We start from the raw sequence: 15683 nt of genomic DNA, 5'->3' as shown, positions 1-15683 counted from the left end.
GTTCAAGAATCAAAACCGATACCCAGCGCATCAAACCCTTTGAGCAGCCAGTCGCGGTGCCCGGTAAGGTCTTCGCGGGCCAGTGAACGCTGCGCCAGCGAGACGCTCACATAACGCAGGGGCTCGGGGGGAAACGGAAAAGGTGCTGTCGAGGTCATTGCCAGTTTCGTGCGCTCGGTAGATTTGCCCTCGAGCAAATCAAGCAGGGTCAGTGCCGCGAAACGACTGGCGGACACGCCCTGCCCCGTGAAGCCCTGGGCGTAGGCAATGCGGCCGCCCGACGAGGTGCCGCAGAACATGGTGGTGCGCGCGGAGGTATCGATGATGCCGCCCCAGGCATGGCTGAACATGACGTCCGCCAATACCGGAAAAGCCGATTTGAATTGCCGGGCGAGTGTCGCGAAGCTTTCCGGACGTTGCGTCAACGCCTCATCGCGCCGGCTCCCGAAGTGATAGATGGCGTCGTAACCACCCCAGAGGATGCGGTTGTCTTCGGTTTTGCGCAGGTAATGAAACTGATTGCCACTGTCGGCAATCCCGTAGCGGCCGACCCAACCGATGGCGCGCAGCTGAGCATCGTCGAGCGGCTGAGTCGCTAATGCGTAGTCATAAATGGGAATGACCTTGGACTTCAACTCCCCCAGCAACGGCGGCGCAATGTTGGTGCCGAGTGCGACCTTGACCGCTTTGACAGAGCCCAGTCCGGTTTCCAGTACCTGATGATTGCCATCTTGATGCAGTGCGATCACCGGCGAATGCTCGAACAGCTGCACACCTTGCGCAAGGCACACGCGCCGCAGTTCCGCGACCATCTTCACCGGGTTCAGCAACGCATAATTGGGCTCGAAAACGCCCGCAACATAGGCCGGCGAGTCGAGGTGTGACTTGAGCGCCGCGCCATCCAGAAATTCGCAGGCGATGCCAAAGCGCTCGTAGTTACGCTGCATCGACCTTAGCCCTTCAACCTGCCAGGGCTGACTCGCGACATTCAATTTTCCGGAGCGCTCAAACGCTACGTCCATGCCATAGCGCTGCAGATCTTCCTCAAATGCCACCAGGTTTTCCCTGCCCAGTCGCACCAGTTGCTCTGCTTCCTTGGGCCAACGCTTCAGCGCATTGGAAACACCGTGGGAAATACTCGGCGCACAGAACCCGCCATTGCGCCCACTCGCCTCGCCACCGCACTGCCCGGCTTCAAGCACAACGATGGTTGCTTCAGGCCAGCGCTGACGCGCCATCAACGCCGTCCATAGCCCGACAAATCCGCCGCCCACAATCGCAATATCACACGTCACTTCACCCGTGAGCCTCGGCGCGGCGGTCACTGACGTTCGTGTTTCCTGCCAGACCGGATAAGGTCGAGCGTCCGCCAGGGACTGGTTCGCGATGTGAAGTGTCATGCGCTCATGCTCCGTAAAATTCTTGGGCTGACGCTAAAGCAATAACCGACGCTTTCACAGGCACAACGGGCAGGCAAACATCGCAGCGGACACGGGCGGAAAAGTACGGCTTCTGGAATACTCTGGGCTTTGCCCTGATCTGCACCCTGGAGTTCGTCGTGGAAGTACCTGATTTACCCACCACCCCAACCTTCCTGGCGGATCCTTCGAGCACGCAGACTCATGAAGTTGCGGTGCATTATCACGAGGCGTGGAAGCGGCGCGACCTGGACGCGGTGATGGCGCTCTATCACCCGACCATCGAGTACAACGATTTTTTCCAGAACCGGACCATCGAGTACTCGCAATTGCGCGACTATCTCGCGGCAAGCATGCCGATGGGATCAGAAGAGTTTCAGATTTACACCGATCGCTTGCGCATCGATGGCGACACCGCGTTCCTGCAGTACCGGGTGACGCTCAATGGCAGCGAGGGTCTTGTTTCATTCCGCACTGTTGAAGCGCTGACGGTACGGGACGGGTTGATCATTAAAGTCAACGAACACGCGATGCTGGTCAGCCAAGCCCCAACGTTAACCCGCCCGGCCTATAGCGCTGAGGCGGTCAGTCGCTTGGGATTATCAGCCCGCCAGGTCGGGGCGCTTGCCAATGATTTGCAGCAGTACTTCGAACAGACCAAGCCCTACCTCGATCCGCGGCTGGACCTGTCTCATGTCGCGGCATCGACTGGCTACACACGCAACCAGATCTCGTTCTTTCTCAATCAGGTTCGGGGACAAACGTTTTATACGCTCCTCAATCAACTGCGCCTGGATGAAGCCCTTTCACGTTTGAATACGCAACGCCACGCCTCGCGCATTGACGAGATTGCCAGCGCCTCAGGCTTTAACTCGCTGTCCACGTTCTACCGTTGCTTCAAGCAAAAAACAGGGTGTTCGCCGAAGGCCTATTTGCAGCAACTGTCTCGTCCTGAGTAAGGTTTACACCTTCTGGAGTGGTGCGGTCGCCCCATCCAAAAGCCTTTAACTGTCCATCCAAAACCTGCACAATCGGCGGCTTTTTTTGCGACAGGAAGTCCCCATGCAACGGATTGTAATTCTGGGCAATGCCGGTAGCGGCAAATCTACATTCGCCCGCGCCCTCGGCAAGCGCCTGAGTCTGCCCGTGGTGCACCTGGACACGCTGTTCTGGGAGCCCGGCTGGGTCGAACCCGACGCTGAGCAGTTCCGCGCACGGGTCGGCGAAGCGATCGCACCGGATGCCTGGATTTGTGAAGGCAACTATGCGCGGCGAACCTTCGACCTTCGCCTGCCCCGTACCGACCTGATCATCTGGCTCGATACGCCGCGGCTCACCTGTTTCACCCGGGTGATCATGCGCAGCGTAATGAACCGCCCTCGCCCTGACCTTGCCGCAGGCTGTACAGAGGAGCTCGACCGGGCGTTCCTGACCTTTCTGAACTTCGTGTGGAGTTTCGATCGTGGCTATCGCCCAGGTATCGAGGCGGTGCGCCTGGCCATAAGCCCGCACATTTCTACGGTGCACTTGCGCGGTAGCCGGCAGATTTCCGCATTTCTCGATAGTTTGCCCTAGGCCCAGCAAGGGTTGCGAGAGAAAACCCTCGGGGTCGCGAAGAAGTCCGTGTGTCGCACAAAGACGAGTCAAGTTTCGATGTGGCTTTTTTACGACTACCTTTATCCGTCAGAACTACCTCTGCATCCATAGACAAGCAGCTAGCGGCACGAGTGCATACGAATACATGCTCCCCACTTCGAGGATCAGACATGCATCCATCCTTTCTGCAGCGCATCGATGAGCTCGGCGCCCTGCTCGTCCACTCCAACGCAGCATGCATCGATTTCTTCCGGCGCACTAATCGACTGAAGTCGCGCCGCGGTGTTCGCTTCCAGGTGGTGACCATGAAGCTCGGTATCTTCCAGGTCGTCGAGCGATACACTGGCAAGACCTGGGCCTACCGTTTCAACTACCGAGAGGCCATGGATTTCGCCATCCAACTCGAGGAAAAGTCCAACCGTCGGAAGGGCGTTGTGACGTACTGCTATCACCCCTTCGGTCAGGCTGGAAACGGCCCACCATGACACCTCCTCGGGCAGGTCCTGGTATTCCGCAGCCATGAAGCTGGACAAACACATCATGCATGGCATGCCAGAATGAACGAGCGATCAAGCGTCCAGGAATGGCGCGCCATGGTGAAACAAGGCGAGCCAGAAAACTGAGAAAAAATGCATCTGGGTATGCACTGGTAACGACCGGCGCGACATGGTGCGCCGGTCACTTCCACCACCGCTAATTCACTTTTTTATTGAAACAATCGCCGCTCTGCCACCCTCGACTCGAAATGAAAACGACACTCGGTCTCCAGCCTTCAGCCCTGTCAGCTGATCGTCCGTCACAGAAAAGGCCATGGTCATCGGCGGCCATTGCACAGCTGGAACAGCGCCGTGAGAGATGGTCACCGTATGCTTCACAGTATCGATAGCCTTGATCGTTCCGTCGGCGGTGGCGACTGGAGCCTGCGTTGTTTCCTGCTTCATCTGCATGCCCTCCATTCCGTCCATTTTCATGCCCGGCATGTCCTCTGCCAGGGCAGAAAAAGACAACGCTACTACGGTGCTGGCAACTGCAATCAGGGTCAGTTTCATACGACTTTTCCTTGAGGGTTGATGGGTTCAACTGAGAGGTGGCGGCGACGCATCAGGCGATAGGCCGCCGGAATGACAAACAGGGAAAGCAAAGGTGCCGTGACCATGCCGCCGACCATGGGGGCAGCAATTCGGCTCATCACTTCGCTGCCGGTCCCGCTGCCCAGCAAGATGGGTAACAAGCCAGCAATGATGACGGCCACGGTCATGGCCTTAGGTCGAACACGCTGCACGGCGCCTTCACGAATCGCCGCAACCAGACCGCGCTCAGTGCTGTCGCCGAGGTCTTCACGTTCGGCCCAGGCGTTCTTCAGGTAGAGCAGCATGATCACGCCAAACTCGGCGGAAACACCGGCCAAGGCGATAAAACCGACCCCGGTGGCGACTGACAAATTGAATCCCAACAGATAGAGGAACCATGCCCCGCCAGTAAGGGCGAATGGCAGCGTGGCCATGATCAGCAGGGCCTCATCGAAGCGGGCAAAAGTCAGGTAGAGCAGCACGAAGATGATCAACAGCGTGGCTGGCACCACCAGTTTGAGTCGTGCGTTGGCCCTTTCGAGAAACTCGAACTGCCCTGAGTAACTCAGGCTCATGCCGGGCTGCAACTTGACCTGCTCATTGACGACCCGTCGTAGATCAGCGACCACCGACGCAATGTCCCTCCCCCGCACATCGATGTACACCCAACCGGAGGGTCGTGCATTCTCGCTCTTGAGCATCGGTGGACCGTCCGTGACGTTGACCTTCGCCACTGTGCCGAGGGTGATCTGGCTACCTAGCGGGGTATAGATCGGCAATTGCTCCAAGGCACCGAGCGAGTCACGCCACTCCCGTGGGTAACGCACGTTGATCGGGAAGCGTGCGAGCCCTTCAATGGTCTCACCGACATTTTCACCGCCGATAGCGCCGGCCACGATGGACTGCACATCGGCGATATTCAGCCCGTAGCGGGCGGCGGCTTTGCGGTCGATATCCACATCGATATAGCGACCACCGGTCAGACGCTCGGCCAGAGCCGAACTGACGCCGGGCACGTCCTTGGCCACTCGCTCAACCGCCTGAGTCGCGGCATCGATCTCCGTCAGGTTGGTGCCGGCAACTTTCACTCCGATGGGACTCTTGATCCCCGTGGCAAGCATGTCGATACGGTTGCGAATCGGTGGTATCCAGATATTCGTCAGCCCAGGGACTCGTACCACTCGATCCAGTTCTTCCACCAACTTTTCCTGGGTCATGCCAGGACGCCATTGTTCATGTGGTTTGAACTGGATCGTGGTTTCGAACATCTCCAGCGGTGCCGGGTCGGTGGCGGTTTCAGCGCGCCCCGCTTTACCGAAGACGTGTTCGACTTCAGGCACGGTCTTGATCAGACGGTCGGTCTGTTGCAGCAGTTGTGCCGCTTTCTGCGCCGACAATCCCGGCAGAGCTGAAGGCATATAGAGCAGGTCGCCCTCGTCTAACGGGGGGAGAAACTCGCCACCCAAGCGAGACATTGGCCATAGCGCACTGACAAAAACCAACAGCGCCACCAGCAGCGTGATCTTTGGTCGACGCAAGACTGCGTCCAGGGCTGGCTGATAGATCCGAATCAACCACCGGTTCAACGGGTTCTGATGTTCACTGGGAATTCGTCCACGAATCCAGTAGCCCATCAGCACGGGCACCAAGGTCACTGACAATCCCGCCGCTGCGGCCATGGCGTAGGTTTTGGTGAAAGCCAACGGGCCAAACAACCGCCCCTCTTGAGCTTCCAGGGTGAACACCGGAATGAACGACAGAGTGATGATCAACAAACAGAAGAACAGCGCCGGGCCTACCTCTGCCGCCGCTTCGGTCATTACATGCCAATGACGCTCACCCTTCAGTTCTTCCCCCGGATTGGCCGCGTGCCAGGCCTCAATCTTCTTGTGCGCGTTCTCGATCATCACCACGGCGGCATCGACCATGGCGCCGATGGCGATGGCTATCCCGCCCAAGGACATGATGTTGGCGTTGATGCCCTGATAGCGCATGACGATGAAGGCAATCAGCACCCCCACCGGCAGCGAAATGATCGCCACCAGGGATGAGCGCAGGTGCCAAAGAAAGATCCCACACACCAACGCGACGACGATGAACTCTTCGATTAGCTTGTGGCTGAGATTTGCCACCGCGCGGTCGATCAGCTTGCTACGGTCGTAGGTGGTGACGATTTCCACCCCGGCCGGCAGACTGCTTTTCAGTTCGTCGAGTTTGGTTTTGACCGCCGCAATGGTCTCGCGAGCATTCTTGCCGCTGCGCAATATCACCACGCCGCCGACGGTCTCGCCTTCGCCGTCGAGTTCAGTAATGCCACGCCGCATTTCCGGTCCCAACTGAATCGTGGCTACATCGCCAAGGGTCACCGGCACTCCTCCCGAAGCCAGCTTGAGCGGGATCGCACGGAAGTCATTGAGCGTCTTCAGGTAACCGGAAGCACGCACGATAAACTCGGTCTCTGCCATCTCCAGCACCGCGCCACCGGTTTCCTGGTTGGCCTTGCCGATGGCTTCGGTCACCTCAGCCTGAGTGATACCGAGGCTGGCCAGTTTGAGCGGATCAAGCTGCACCTGGTACTGCTTGACCATGCCACCCACGGTGGCCACTTCTGCAACGTTGGGCAGGGTCTTGAGTTCGAACTTGAGGAACCAGTCCTGAAGTGCGCGTAGCTGCGCCAGATCGTGCCCGCCACTGCGATCCACCAGCGCGTATTGGAAGATCCAGCCCACGCCCGTCGCGTCTGGTCCCAACGCCGGCTTGGCGCTGGCCGGCAACCGACTTTGTATTTGGCTCAGATACTCCAACACCCGCGAGCGAGCCCAGTACAAGTCAGTGCCGTCTTCGAACAGCACGTAAACGAAGCTGTCACCGAAGAAGGAATAGCCACGCACCGTCTTGGCACCCGGCACCGAGAGCATGGTGGTGGCCAACGGATAGGTCACCTGGTTCTCGACAATCTGCGGTGCTTGTCCCGGAAAAGGGGTGCGGATGATCACCTGAACATCCGAGAGATCTGGCAGTGCATCGATGGGCGTGCTCTGCACCGACCAAATGCCCCAAGCCGTGACAAACAGCGTCGCCAGTAGCACCAGGAATCGGTTGGCCACTGACCAACGAATCAGGGCAGCGATCATGGCTGGCTCCCCGATTTTTCCAGGCGCTCAACACGCAGGCCATCGTCGGTCTGACTCACCGCAACCCGAACCTTGTCACCCGTTTTGAAGCCCTGCATCAGCGCCGGGTTGGCGAGTGGGAACGTCATCGTCATACCCGGCATGCCCAGCGTCTTGAAAGGACCATGGGCGAGCGTGACTTCTTTGTGGTTGATCTCAACGATCTGCCCATCCGCTTCATGAAAGCTGGAGGCTGCTGCGCTGGGTGGTGACTCTTCCTCCGAGCTTGCGACGATGCCCTTAAGACTGGCCTCCGAGTCGAGCAGGAACTGGCCAGAGGTAACCACCTTCTGGCCTTCTTCCAGACCTTTCACTATCGCCGTCTTGCCGTCGCTTTCCTGCCCGGGTTGTACCGCCACGGGACGGTAGCGGCCGGCGTCTTCGGCGAGCATCACCAGAGCACGTCGGCCCGTGCGAATGACGGCTTCGCTCGGCACCCACAACACACTTTGCCCGGTCGAGCGGTTCAGGCGTACCTGCGCGGTCAAACCCGGCCTGAGGCGCCCGTCCGGATTGGGTAGTTCCACCCGCACACGAAGGGTGCGGCTGTCCGGATTGGTCTCGGGCAAAATCGCGCTGACCTTGCCATTGAGCGTTGTCCCTGGGAAGGCTGGCAGACGCGCTTCGACCGCCTGCCCCACGGTGATCGATCCGGCATCCGATTCTGGAACGGCCACGGCTAGCCAGACACTGCTCAAGCCATTGACGCGCGCCAACGTATCGCCAGTCGCCACGGTCATGCCCGCACGTACATTCAATTCTTGCAGCACACCGGCAATGGGGCTGGTGAGCGTCAGGTAGGGCTGAACCTTACCGCCACGCTCTACCTGAGTAATCAGTGTTGCCGGCATCCCTGTGAGTCGTAGTCGCTGGCGAGCCGCAGCCAACAGGTCAGCATCCCCGTTGCGCTTCAGTGCAAGAAACTCTGTCTGGGCAGCGGCCCACTCAGGCACCAGGATATCTGCCAACGCCGCGTTGGCTTTGAGTACATCGCCGGGAGCATGGGCATAGACCCGCTCCACAAAGCCAGTGGTGCGTGCCTGAATCACAGCGACATCACGTTCGTTGAACGTCAAGGCACCTGTCACATCGAGGCTCGACTCAAAAATCCCACGAGTGACAGTCGCAAAACGCAGACCGAGATTCTGGGTCAGGCTCGGATCGATACTGACGCTCGCACGATCCCCTGTGCCGCTGGCGTACTGGGGGATAAGTTGCATGTCCATGAAGGGCGACTTACCCGGCTTATCGAACTTTTGCTGCGGGTACATGGGGTCGTACCAATACAGGGCCTTGCGTTCATCCGGTGAATTGTGGCTCTGTTCCGGGGCGGTACCTGGTACTCCGCTCATGCGCTGGTGAGCGAACCAGTAGCCACCGGCAACACCCAAACTCAGCGAGATACCTACCAGTAATGCCCAGTTCCATTTTCTAAGGATCATTGGCTGGACTCCCCATAAGCAAAATACAGACGCGCACTGGTCAGCGCTCGCTGCTCTTCCACGTCGATCTGTTTGAGGCGGGCCTCGATGAGTTCACGTCGGGCGGCAACAACGGCGCTTAAAATGCCTTTGCCGGAACGATAACTGGCCATGCTGAGCTCGACCTTTTCCTTGGCCAGCGGCAACAGGCTTTCCTGGTTGCGGCGCACGGCACGATTCAGGCGCTCATAGTCAGCCAGTTCGTTTTCCAGTTGCTGGGTGTGCTCGCGTGACAGGGCTTCGCGCTCGGCCTCAAGCTGGCTGAGTTCAGCCTGTTTGGCTGCGATTTTGGGGTTTTGGCGAGAGTCAGGAAACAGCGGCAGGTCCCAGGAAAATTGCACGCTGACCATATCGCCAAACTCACGGCCACGGCGCTGGTAATCCAGTTCCCAGCTCCAGTCCGACTGCTTCTCCGACACGGCTTCACGAACCTTGGCTTGCGCTTCGCGGGTCATCGGTGCAAACGCTGCCAACTCGGGATGGTGTTGCAGTTTATGAGAGTAGTTTGAGGGATCGACGGGCCATTCAGGCAAGCTGCCCGCAGGCTTGTCGTTGGCGGCGGAGCCAATCCAGCGTTTGAGGGCCGCTCGGGCCTGCGCTCTCTGGAGAATCAGATCGTCCTGTTGCTCCGCCAGTTGAGCCGCTTCTTGCTTGGGCGTCACTGCATCGGCGGGTTGAGCGCGGCCACCGGCAATCTGGGCCCGGACGGTATCGCTCAGCAGGCGGTTTTCTTTGTAGAAGTCCTGGAACAGCGCATCTTTGCGCTCAACCGAGTAGCTACTGATCCAGGCCAACGCCGTGGACTGGCGTACCTTCAGACGTTCGACTCGATGCTCCGCAGCGGCGCGATCAATGGCCGCATCGGCGACCTCGACGCGCGCTTTGCGCTTGTCGCTATTGGGCATTTCTTGCCTGACTCCAACCATTTGCATGGTCATGAAGTCCTGGTCGATGCTCCAGCGGTCCGGACCGCCAATGGGGTAGTTCTGCACACCTAGCAGCAGTTTGGGGTCAGGTAGCTCACCGGCTGGAATAGCCTCGCTGCTGGCAGCCTGAATTTTGGCGTCTTGTGCGGTCAGCGACGGTGCATTGTTTTCGGCCAGCCGCAACGCTTCATCGAGTGTCAACGCGGCAGCAAGGCTCGGCAATGCCAATACGCTTGCCGCCAGACCGGCCGCGAGGGACCAACCTGTGCAATAGCACTTGGAGTTCATGTTTACGATTCCTGTGATCATCCACTGCGCGCGGCAAAAGACACGCGCGCAGCTAGTCCATCCCGCTAATGCGGAATGAGGCTCAATGTGGGACAGGAATCAAACGCGAGGCGGTCGCCATACCCCGGACGGGGTCTGTACGGGTAGGGAATCGCTGAAGAAGGAAATCACAACGGGGCTGAATACGGTTACAGGAGGCTTGAAGATCGAGACTTGCAGCATGCCGCCTGTCTTGCATTCCTGGCCCGGCTTACAAGGTTTGCCGTGCTCGGAAGGACTTTTCATGTCGGTGCAGCAGTCCATCCCCATGTCGTCCATCATCGCCATGCCCATTGTCTTCATTGGGCAAGGTTCTGTCGGTGCCTGAACGCCCGCCATCCCGCTGAGGGGAAGCGCCAGGCTAATCATGAAGATGATGCAAAACCGCAGATAGCGTTTCATGGGCTGGAGTGTAGTCTTTGAAAACAGCGGTTAACATTCGAACAATGTCTTTAGCTATCTACTGAAAGACGCTGAAGAAGCGTGATCTCACCATCGCTTGATTAAGCCAGTGTTACGGATAAAAACCGGAACTCATACAAGCACCGAACGCCGATTTTTCCGGGGTTACAACGCCAAACAAGTGCCGGTATTGCTGCCTCATACACATTCTGGCTGCTTTAGGCCTTTCAATGCGTCCATGGCAGTCTTCAATGAAGAGTCACAACCCTGCGGCTTTCGCCAATCCTGATCCGGTCCAGTGCCCTGTTTAAAGCATCCAAGGCGTCAAGGAGGGCTTTCGCCTCGATCTCTCGACCATCTCCCCAGAGGCGTTCAGCCATTCTGTTCAGGGCTTGGATGGCGTGCTCAATTTCATTAGCAGTAGCCGTCGCTGCTACTTTACTTTCTGGCTTTTTCTTCGGCATTCAGTAACCCTTCTGCAGGGCATAGCTCTGTCTTTCAATTGTTAGTGCGAATACATCGCCCACCGGAACAAGTGTCGCTCTGAGGCTCGGTGAAGCTGTTGCCGTCGTCCGAGCCCAGGATTAGGCGCGCCCTTCTCGCCCATGCATCTTGCTAACGACTCGAAATTTATCATCATTGAATCGCCGTTTCGACTGCATTGTCCTCAACTCTGTCGCCGGGACTGCGAACGACTGGCGCTTCACCCGAAATGGCAAAGTCGAAAGTTACAGGGTCCCGTTTGCAAACGCTCGCGAGACGAATGATGGCGCGGTCGCTCGAGAGTGGGCGGTTCACGGTCAGGCTCTGCGACACAGAACCTCTGCGCCATACTAGCCAGGTGAGAAAATAGCGGAAGGGTTCCGACAACGGCCAGACGTTGACCGTGGTGCATCCGGGCATGCTTTCGAGCATGCCGGCGGAGTTATACCTGAATGAGTATAAGGAAAATGGCAGGGGCGGCTGGATTCGAACCAACGCATGGCAGGATCAAAACCTGCTGCCTTACCGCTTGGCGACGCCCCTGTATCTGTTGCTACGAGTGCCCAGCACTCTCTTTCTGATTTTGCAGCTTGCGAGCAACATCGAGATGCTGCGTCCTTACGCTATAAGCCCTGTAAGGGCCTCTGTAAGATGCGCGGGAATTTATCAACTTTCGCTTCATCTGGGAAGATCAAAAACAAAAAATTAGCTACAAAACAGCCACTTACTGTTGATCCAGGTTAGATCCAATCCTCTCCGGAGCTTTTGAGTTTTTCAGCAGTACCACGAAGGTGGCCGGTGACAGTTCCAGCCCCAGCATGTCAACCATCAGGTTGCGAATGGAAAATCGAGATAGTCATTTTCGATGATCGGTCCGCGGAAGGTCTTACGCAGCGTGGTGGCTGCCACGTGTTCCTCCGTGCCTTTGATGCGCGGCTCGATGATGTGCAGGTAAGCCAGTTCATACTCATTGAGCCGCGCGGCGAAATAGCCAAAAGTCGCTTCAGGGTTACTGTCCGAGATATTCCCCTCCTGCCCGCTTGGCGAGACGCAGATACCTACCCGGCCAGGGCCCCACACCGAGATCATCGCTTCCAGTATTTCGAGAGAAAAACGGACGCGATTTTCCAGACTCCCACCATAAGCATCAGTGCGTTTGGGCCAGGCGGGCATCGAGGTCGGCGAAGAAGTTCTTCACCCGCAGCTTGCTGCGCTCGGCCATGTCCCTGGTCGCCTCCACCCGCGGGCTTGCGCTGATGCTCGCCTATGCCAAGAACCGGCTGCCGTGGTCTGTCGTCAGCCGTCCGCTGGAAGGCGACGCACCGACGATCGATATAGCGGTGGTCTACAGCAAGTCGAACACCTCGTCGATTCTTAAGCTGTTCCTGTCGCGGCTCGACGAACTGATGGCGACGAAGTAAAACCTATAGGAAACAACGGAAGGTCAAATCGGATTAACCCCATCGCCCATAAAAAGCCCACTGATCGTTACCGGTTCAGGCCTTTTATTGGAAACGGCTTTACGTGGTGCAGAAGAAGACGTCCAAGGCCAGTGACGCGGCATGGATTCGCTTTCGGGTGACGCCAGAGTTGCAAGCGGTCATCAGCCGGTGCCGCGACAATGTCGCCTCACCATACCTGGTGCATCGCAAGCCCGATCGCCTGAAGCAAAAACAGGCGCAGACCAAGGACCACTGGACAAAGGTAGAAGGGGCACGCGGTTGTTCGGCACATGGAATAAATTTGACTGGAGCTGGGATCTGATGAAGCAGATGGGCCATATGGCCAGCGCCGACATCGACGCCTGGGCGGTTTCCAGCGACAGCGGTTATACCTTTGCGGGCCCCTGGAAAGCGCGTATGGGTTTGCGTGTCGATGCCGCGAGCGGTGATAAGGAGGCGATCAGAGTGCCGGTACTTTCGATCCAATGTTTCCCAAGAACGCCTTCTACGGTCAGGCCAGCCTGACAACGTTGTCGAACATCATTCTGGTAGGCCCGACACTCAGGTTCTCTCCCTTCAACAAGTTCCGTTTCGAACCGGGCATATTTGCTGCCTGGCGAGAAAGCAACGATGACGGCGTCTATTTGCCAGGCATGACCACAGCCCCCGGAACAACCACCAGCAATGGAAAACGCTTGGGCACCCTGTATCAGGCCAACGCCAATTGGACGCCGACCGCTAACGTTTCCGTTGATCTCGACTATTTGCTCTACGACATCGGTTCGGCGATCAAAAGCGCCGGCGGCGGCAACTCGCAAATACTGGTGCTGCGCTCTACGTTTCGCTTTTAGGCGTCAAGAACATCCGGCAGCAACGCTGCTCGACAATTCATTAAGTTTGACGTCGACAAAGACGTTGACTGCGCGCACCAGATTGATATCGGTGAATCGTCGAGACTTTCCGACAGCAAGGTGCTTTGGCCTCGATATTCACCTTGAATACAAGTGTTTTAATGCATCACCCTAAAATCCATCTGATACGGTTTTTTTTCGATCACCTGAGCCTTTTTCGTCAACCTACAGCCTATAAAGTGCATGCCCGATGTTCTTTCAAACAACAAAAAGCAGCCAACTAGTTTTGGCTCTTGGGCACACTGACGCGCTCAAGAATTTAGACCATCCCAGGATCAACAATAGAACCCTGTTTATCAGAAAGAAATGGGACAAATAACTATTCACTTGATTTGGAGATGGCCGCTGTGCAAAAGCTTGGCTTGGGCTTCCTGGTAACTGGCGTTTTGGGGCAACTATCAGCACTCCTATGGACCTACATGTCTACAGGACCAATTTGTCAAAATAACGTCGACAATTCATACATCCAGCAAAAAGTGACAAAGTTTGAACAGCTCATCGATGACACCGCTAATAAAGTTGTGACAGAGCTCAGTACAAAACACTCCGACGGGCTAACGCCCCTTGCGAAAAACGGATCCCACATACCCGATTCAACGGAGGCTGACGCCGTACAGTTTTTGGTCGAAAAGCCAGACGAAACTCCAGTACTTACGCTGCCTTCATTGCCCGCACAGGCACACAAATGGACGATTATTCTCAGCGGTCTGATCACTTTTACCGGCCTGCTCTTGGCCGTATTCGCCCGCAAAAAAACCATTGATCCGCAATGGCACGTCTTTCGCACCGTGCCAGGCTCGACAATCACGCTGGAACGCCCGTGTTTGACGTGCGGCGGCTTCATTTCCCACACTGCAAAACCCGCTTCAGCCACGCCTTCATCCGGCTTGTGGGTGATCGAAATAGCGTTGAACACACCCAACCGTCATCGCGCCACAAAAGCCATTAAGCAGCTGGAGTTGCCGGTAGCGCGTAAAGAAAACAACTTTGTCGTCATCGGCCCGTATAAACAGAAGCAGGACGCGGCTCGAGTCGTGAAAGAGTTGAGTGAAAGTCATGGCGTTAGAGGATGGATGATGGCGGGAAATTGACATAGCCCGATTTAGCACTGGGCCGACCTCGAACAAACGGCTACTTACTTATGACACAAGAGCGCATTCATGATCGCAAAAGAACTTAGGGCCGAACTCGCCCTGAAGAAATTCCTGGCCGCCAACTTATGGATCCAACTTGAACTCAGCGAGCCGAACTACAGCCTCGCTGAAAACTGCGGGCTTTCGCCAGAAGAGTATCGCCTGAAATTTCTGCAAGAAGCATTTGAAGCAGAAGCAGACGCAGACGCTCAAGACTGCGATTGCTGGGACTTCATTCTTCAGTGGGTGGCCGACACTAAGGAAGAGCTTGAGTTGATGCGCGAAGAACGCATGAAAGAGATTTATGACTTTCTGGACGATTAGTAGACCCTACAACTTTCGTAGCCTATACAAGCCGCCAGTTTCAAGATGAAAGACTAACTTCATAGGCGGGAGGGTTGCCCAATACCCCCCGCCCTCCTCTCGGTTCAAACCGCCGCATAACAATCCACTACACGCCGATATTGGCTGGGAGAAGCTCCGATGTGCTGACGGAAAAACCGTGTGAAATGACCTTGCTCGGAGAACCCGAGGTTCTCCGACAACAGGCCCAACGTCCCACTGCGCTCTCGCTCCAGCCAGGCAAAAGCCCGGCGCATGCGCGCGTCGTTAAGCAACAGGGTCGGCGTCATGCCGGTATCTTTCTTGAACAGTGCAAAGAAGTGCGCCCGAGACAGACCACAAGCCCGCGCGGCATTGTCGATCGGGTTCGGATCATCGAGGTGCTCAAGCAACCAGGCGGTGCCACGGCGCACGCGCGCGTCCCGGAACTCAGCTGAGTTCGGCGCACCCAGTAGCGACAAATGCCGCCAGCTGGAAAAGTCCTCGATCAGTTCGATCAGGAAGTCGAACAGCATGAATTCCATGCGCTCTTTCGGCACGATCCCGCAGCCATGCGCTTCGGCGACCAGGATGTCGGCCAAGGTGCGATTACGACTCGACAGCTCGATGCACGACTGGGCAAAAAAGTCCGGCCGACCGCTGAGCGCCAGCGACTGCTGGGCAGTGGCCAGCCAGGCGGGCTCGATGTAGAGCGCCAGGATTACGGTGGCACCGGCACCCGGCTGCGGATCGTAGAAATGCGGCTCCCAGGCGTTGACCAGCACCGCCGTGCGATCGCTGAGCGGAACCCGCCGACCGTTGACGTTGAAGTAAGTGTCTTCGCCAGACACTTTGACCAGCACATGGCATTCGGAATGGGTGTGGGTGACCAGCGAACGATCCATATTCAGCAAGGCGACCCGGCCAAACCTGCCGTGGAAAACCCGTTGGGCAATCGACATCAGATTCCTCCGCTCGCTAGAAGCGATATTGTTTTCGG

17 protein-coding genes, 1 tRNA gene and 2 pseudogenes are annotated in these 15683 nt (G+C 57.1%); 8 read left to right on the top strand and 12 right to left on the bottom strand.

All coding sequences use genetic code 11. From position 1 onward, the window contains the following. Positions 1 to 2 precede the first annotated feature (2 nt). A complete protein-coding gene (locus AC3IUE_RS12045) occupies positions 3 to 1400 on the bottom strand; it encodes an NAD(P)/FAD-dependent oxidoreductase (protein WP_489267613.1) in 1398 nt (465 codons plus the stop codon). A gap of 158 nt (positions 1401 to 1558) precedes the next feature. Between AC3IUE_RS12045 and AC3IUE_RS12040 the strand changes: the two genes are divergently transcribed. Next, a complete protein-coding gene (locus AC3IUE_RS12040) occupies positions 1559 to 2377 on the top strand; it encodes a helix-turn-helix domain-containing protein (RefSeq protein ID WP_489267611.1) in 819 nt (272 codons plus the stop codon). A 103-nt stretch (positions 2378 to 2480) separates the two neighbouring features. Further along, positions 2481 to 2993: a P-loop NTPase family protein gene (locus AC3IUE_RS12035; protein ID WP_489267609.1), complete on the top strand. Its 513-nt coding sequence runs from the start codon at positions 2481 to 2483 to the stop codon at positions 2991 to 2993. Between the two features lie 185 nt (positions 2994 to 3178). On the opposite strand, the gene AC3IUE_RS12030 is transcribed toward AC3IUE_RS12035, so the two are convergent. From AC3IUE_RS12030 to AC3IUE_RS11985, 10 genes and pseudogenes are all read right to left on the bottom strand, one after another. Beyond that, positions 3179 to 3556 carry a hypothetical protein gene (locus AC3IUE_RS12030; protein ID WP_489267607.1) on the bottom strand — a complete coding sequence of 126 codons (378 nt, stop codon included), beginning with the start codon at positions 3554 to 3556 and terminating at the stop codon, positions 3179 to 3181. 156 nt (positions 3557 to 3712) lie between these two features. Continuing rightward, the gene (locus tag AC3IUE_RS12025) at positions 3713 to 4063 is read right to left on the bottom strand and encodes a copper-binding protein (protein ID WP_489267605.1); all 351 of its coding nucleotides are present in this window, start codon (positions 4061 to 4063) and stop codon (positions 3713 to 3715) included. After that, positions 4060 to 7218 carry an efflux RND transporter permease subunit gene (locus AC3IUE_RS12020; protein WP_489267603.1) on the bottom strand — a complete coding sequence of 1053 codons (3159 nt, stop codon included), beginning with the start codon at positions 7216 to 7218 and terminating at the stop codon, positions 4060 to 4062. The genes AC3IUE_RS12025 and AC3IUE_RS12020 overlap by 4 nt, the downstream gene beginning before the upstream one ends. Further along, complete coding sequence (locus AC3IUE_RS12015) at positions 7215 to 8699, bottom strand: efflux RND transporter periplasmic adaptor subunit (RefSeq protein WP_489267601.1); 1485 nt, start codon at positions 8697 to 8699, stop codon at positions 7215 to 7217. The genes AC3IUE_RS12020 and AC3IUE_RS12015 overlap by 4 nt, the downstream gene beginning before the upstream one ends. Beyond that, positions 8696 to 9952, bottom strand: coding sequence for a TolC family protein (locus AC3IUE_RS12010; RefSeq protein WP_489267599.1), 1257 nt, complete (start codon positions 9950 to 9952; stop codon positions 8696 to 8698). Before AC3IUE_RS12010 ends, AC3IUE_RS12015 begins: the two co-directional genes overlap by 4 nt. 99 nt (positions 9953 to 10051) lie before the next feature. Beyond that, the gene (locus AC3IUE_RS12005; RefSeq protein ID WP_489267597.1) at positions 10052 to 10393 is read right to left on the bottom strand and encodes a hypothetical protein; all 342 of its coding nucleotides are present in this window, start codon (positions 10391 to 10393) and stop codon (positions 10052 to 10054) included. A gap of 248 nt (positions 10394 to 10641) precedes the next feature. Next, positions 10642 to 10857, bottom strand: coding sequence for a hypothetical protein (locus AC3IUE_RS12000; protein ID WP_056744523.1), 216 nt, complete (start codon positions 10855 to 10857; stop codon positions 10642 to 10644). 301 nt (positions 10858 to 11158) lie between these two features. Further along, positions 11159 to 11308 (bottom strand): annotated as a pseudogene (locus AC3IUE_RS11995) (LysR family transcriptional regulator); the annotation flags it as partial. 36 nt (positions 11309 to 11344) lie between these two features. Next, a tRNA-Gln gene (locus AC3IUE_RS11990) sits at positions 11345 to 11419 on the bottom strand. A 285-nt stretch (positions 11420 to 11704) separates the two neighbouring features. Then, complete coding sequence (locus AC3IUE_RS11985) at positions 11705 to 12049, bottom strand: oxidoreductase (RefSeq protein WP_489267595.1); 345 nt, start codon at positions 12047 to 12049, stop codon at positions 11705 to 11707. Between the two features lie 47 nt (positions 12050 to 12096). On the opposite strand from AC3IUE_RS11985, the gene AC3IUE_RS11980 reads away from it, so the two are divergent. The 6 genes and pseudogenes from AC3IUE_RS11980 (at position 12097) to AC3IUE_RS11955 (ending at position 14686) form a co-directional block, all read left to right on the top strand. After that, positions 12097 to 12297, top strand: a complete 201-nt coding sequence (locus AC3IUE_RS11980) for a hypothetical protein (protein ID WP_489267593.1) — start codon at positions 12097 to 12099, stop codon at positions 12295 to 12297. Between the two features lie 97 nt (positions 12298 to 12394). Next, a pseudogene (locus AC3IUE_RS11975) lies at positions 12395 to 12586 on the top strand (integrase); the annotation flags it as partial. Positions 12587 to 12639: 53 nt separating this feature from the next. Continuing rightward, complete coding sequence (locus tag AC3IUE_RS11970) at positions 12640 to 12843, top strand: alginate export family protein (protein ID WP_489268805.1); 204 nt, start codon at positions 12640 to 12642, stop codon at positions 12841 to 12843. Continuing rightward, complete coding sequence (locus AC3IUE_RS11965; RefSeq protein WP_489267591.1) at positions 12804 to 13169, top strand: alginate export family protein; 366 nt, start codon at positions 12804 to 12806, stop codon at positions 13167 to 13169. The genes AC3IUE_RS11970 and AC3IUE_RS11965 overlap by 40 nt, the downstream gene beginning before the upstream one ends. Before the next feature lie 407 nt (positions 13170 to 13576). Then, positions 13577 to 14320, top strand: a complete 744-nt coding sequence (locus tag AC3IUE_RS11960) for an SPOR domain-containing protein (RefSeq protein ID WP_489268803.1) — start codon at positions 13577 to 13579, stop codon at positions 14318 to 14320. 69 nt (positions 14321 to 14389) lie between these two features. After that, the gene (locus AC3IUE_RS11955; protein WP_489267590.1) at positions 14390 to 14686 is read left to right on the top strand and encodes a DUF6388 family protein; all 297 of its coding nucleotides are present in this window, start codon (positions 14390 to 14392) and stop codon (positions 14684 to 14686) included. Positions 14687 to 14790: 104 nt separating this feature from the next. On the opposite strand, the gene AC3IUE_RS11950 is transcribed toward AC3IUE_RS11955, so the two are convergent. Further along, positions 14791 to 15645: a helix-turn-helix transcriptional regulator gene (locus AC3IUE_RS11950; protein WP_130206882.1), complete on the bottom strand. Its 855-nt coding sequence runs from the start codon at positions 15643 to 15645 to the stop codon at positions 14791 to 14793. Positions 15646 to 15683: the final 38 nt, after the last annotated feature.

It is taken from the genome of Pseudomonas sp. GL_093, from assembly GCF_057837605.1.
This window is presented reverse-complemented; position numbering and strand designations above follow the sequence as displayed.

Excerpts from the sequence above, each read along its gene's own strand:
- AC3IUE_RS11980 (WP_489267593.1), top strand. The coding sequence starts at position 12,097 with ATGTCCCTGGTCGCCTCCACCCGCGGGCTTGCGCTGATGCTCGCCTAT.
- AC3IUE_RS11950 (WP_130206882.1), bottom strand. The coding sequence starts at position 15,645 with ATGTCGATTGCCCAACGGGTTTTCCACGGCAGGTTTGGCCGGGTCGCC.
- AC3IUE_RS12005 (WP_489267597.1), bottom strand. The coding sequence starts at position 10,393 with ATGAAACGCTATCTGCGGTTTTGCATCATCTTCATGATTAGCCTGGCG.
- AC3IUE_RS12020 (WP_489267603.1), bottom strand. The coding sequence starts at position 7,218 with ATGATCGCTGCCCTGATTCGTTGGTCAGTGGCCAACCGATTCCTGGTG.
- AC3IUE_RS11985 (WP_489267595.1), bottom strand. The coding sequence starts at position 12,049 with ATGCCCGCCTGGCCCAAACGCACTGATGCTTATGGTGGGAGTCTGGAA.
- AC3IUE_RS12045 (WP_489267613.1), bottom strand. The coding sequence starts at position 1,400 with ATGACACTTCACATCGCGAACCAGTCCCTGGCGGACGCTCGACCTTAT.
- AC3IUE_RS12030 (WP_489267607.1), bottom strand. The coding sequence starts at position 3,556 with ATGATGTGTTTGTCCAGCTTCATGGCTGCGGAATACCAGGACCTGCCC.
- AC3IUE_RS11970 (WP_489268805.1), top strand. The coding sequence starts at position 12,640 with ATGAAGCAGATGGGCCATATGGCCAGCGCCGACATCGACGCCTGGGCG.
- AC3IUE_RS12010 (WP_489267599.1), bottom strand. The coding sequence starts at position 9,952 with ATGAACTCCAAGTGCTATTGCACAGGTTGGTCCCTCGCGGCCGGTCTG.
- AC3IUE_RS11955 (WP_489267590.1), top strand. The coding sequence starts at position 14,390 with ATGATCGCAAAAGAACTTAGGGCCGAACTCGCCCTGAAGAAATTCCTG.
- AC3IUE_RS12015 (WP_489267601.1), bottom strand. The coding sequence starts at position 8,699 with ATGATCCTTAGAAAATGGAACTGGGCATTACTGGTAGGTATCTCGCTG.
- AC3IUE_RS12035 (WP_489267609.1), top strand. The coding sequence starts at position 2,481 with ATGCAACGGATTGTAATTCTGGGCAATGCCGGTAGCGGCAAATCTACA.
- AC3IUE_RS12025 (WP_489267605.1), bottom strand. The coding sequence starts at position 4,063 with ATGAAACTGACCCTGATTGCAGTTGCCAGCACCGTAGTAGCGTTGTCT.
- AC3IUE_RS11965 (WP_489267591.1), top strand. The coding sequence starts at position 12,804 with ATGTTTCCCAAGAACGCCTTCTACGGTCAGGCCAGCCTGACAACGTTG.
- AC3IUE_RS12000 (WP_056744523.1), bottom strand. The coding sequence starts at position 10,857 with ATGCCGAAGAAAAAGCCAGAAAGTAAAGTAGCAGCGACGGCTACTGCT.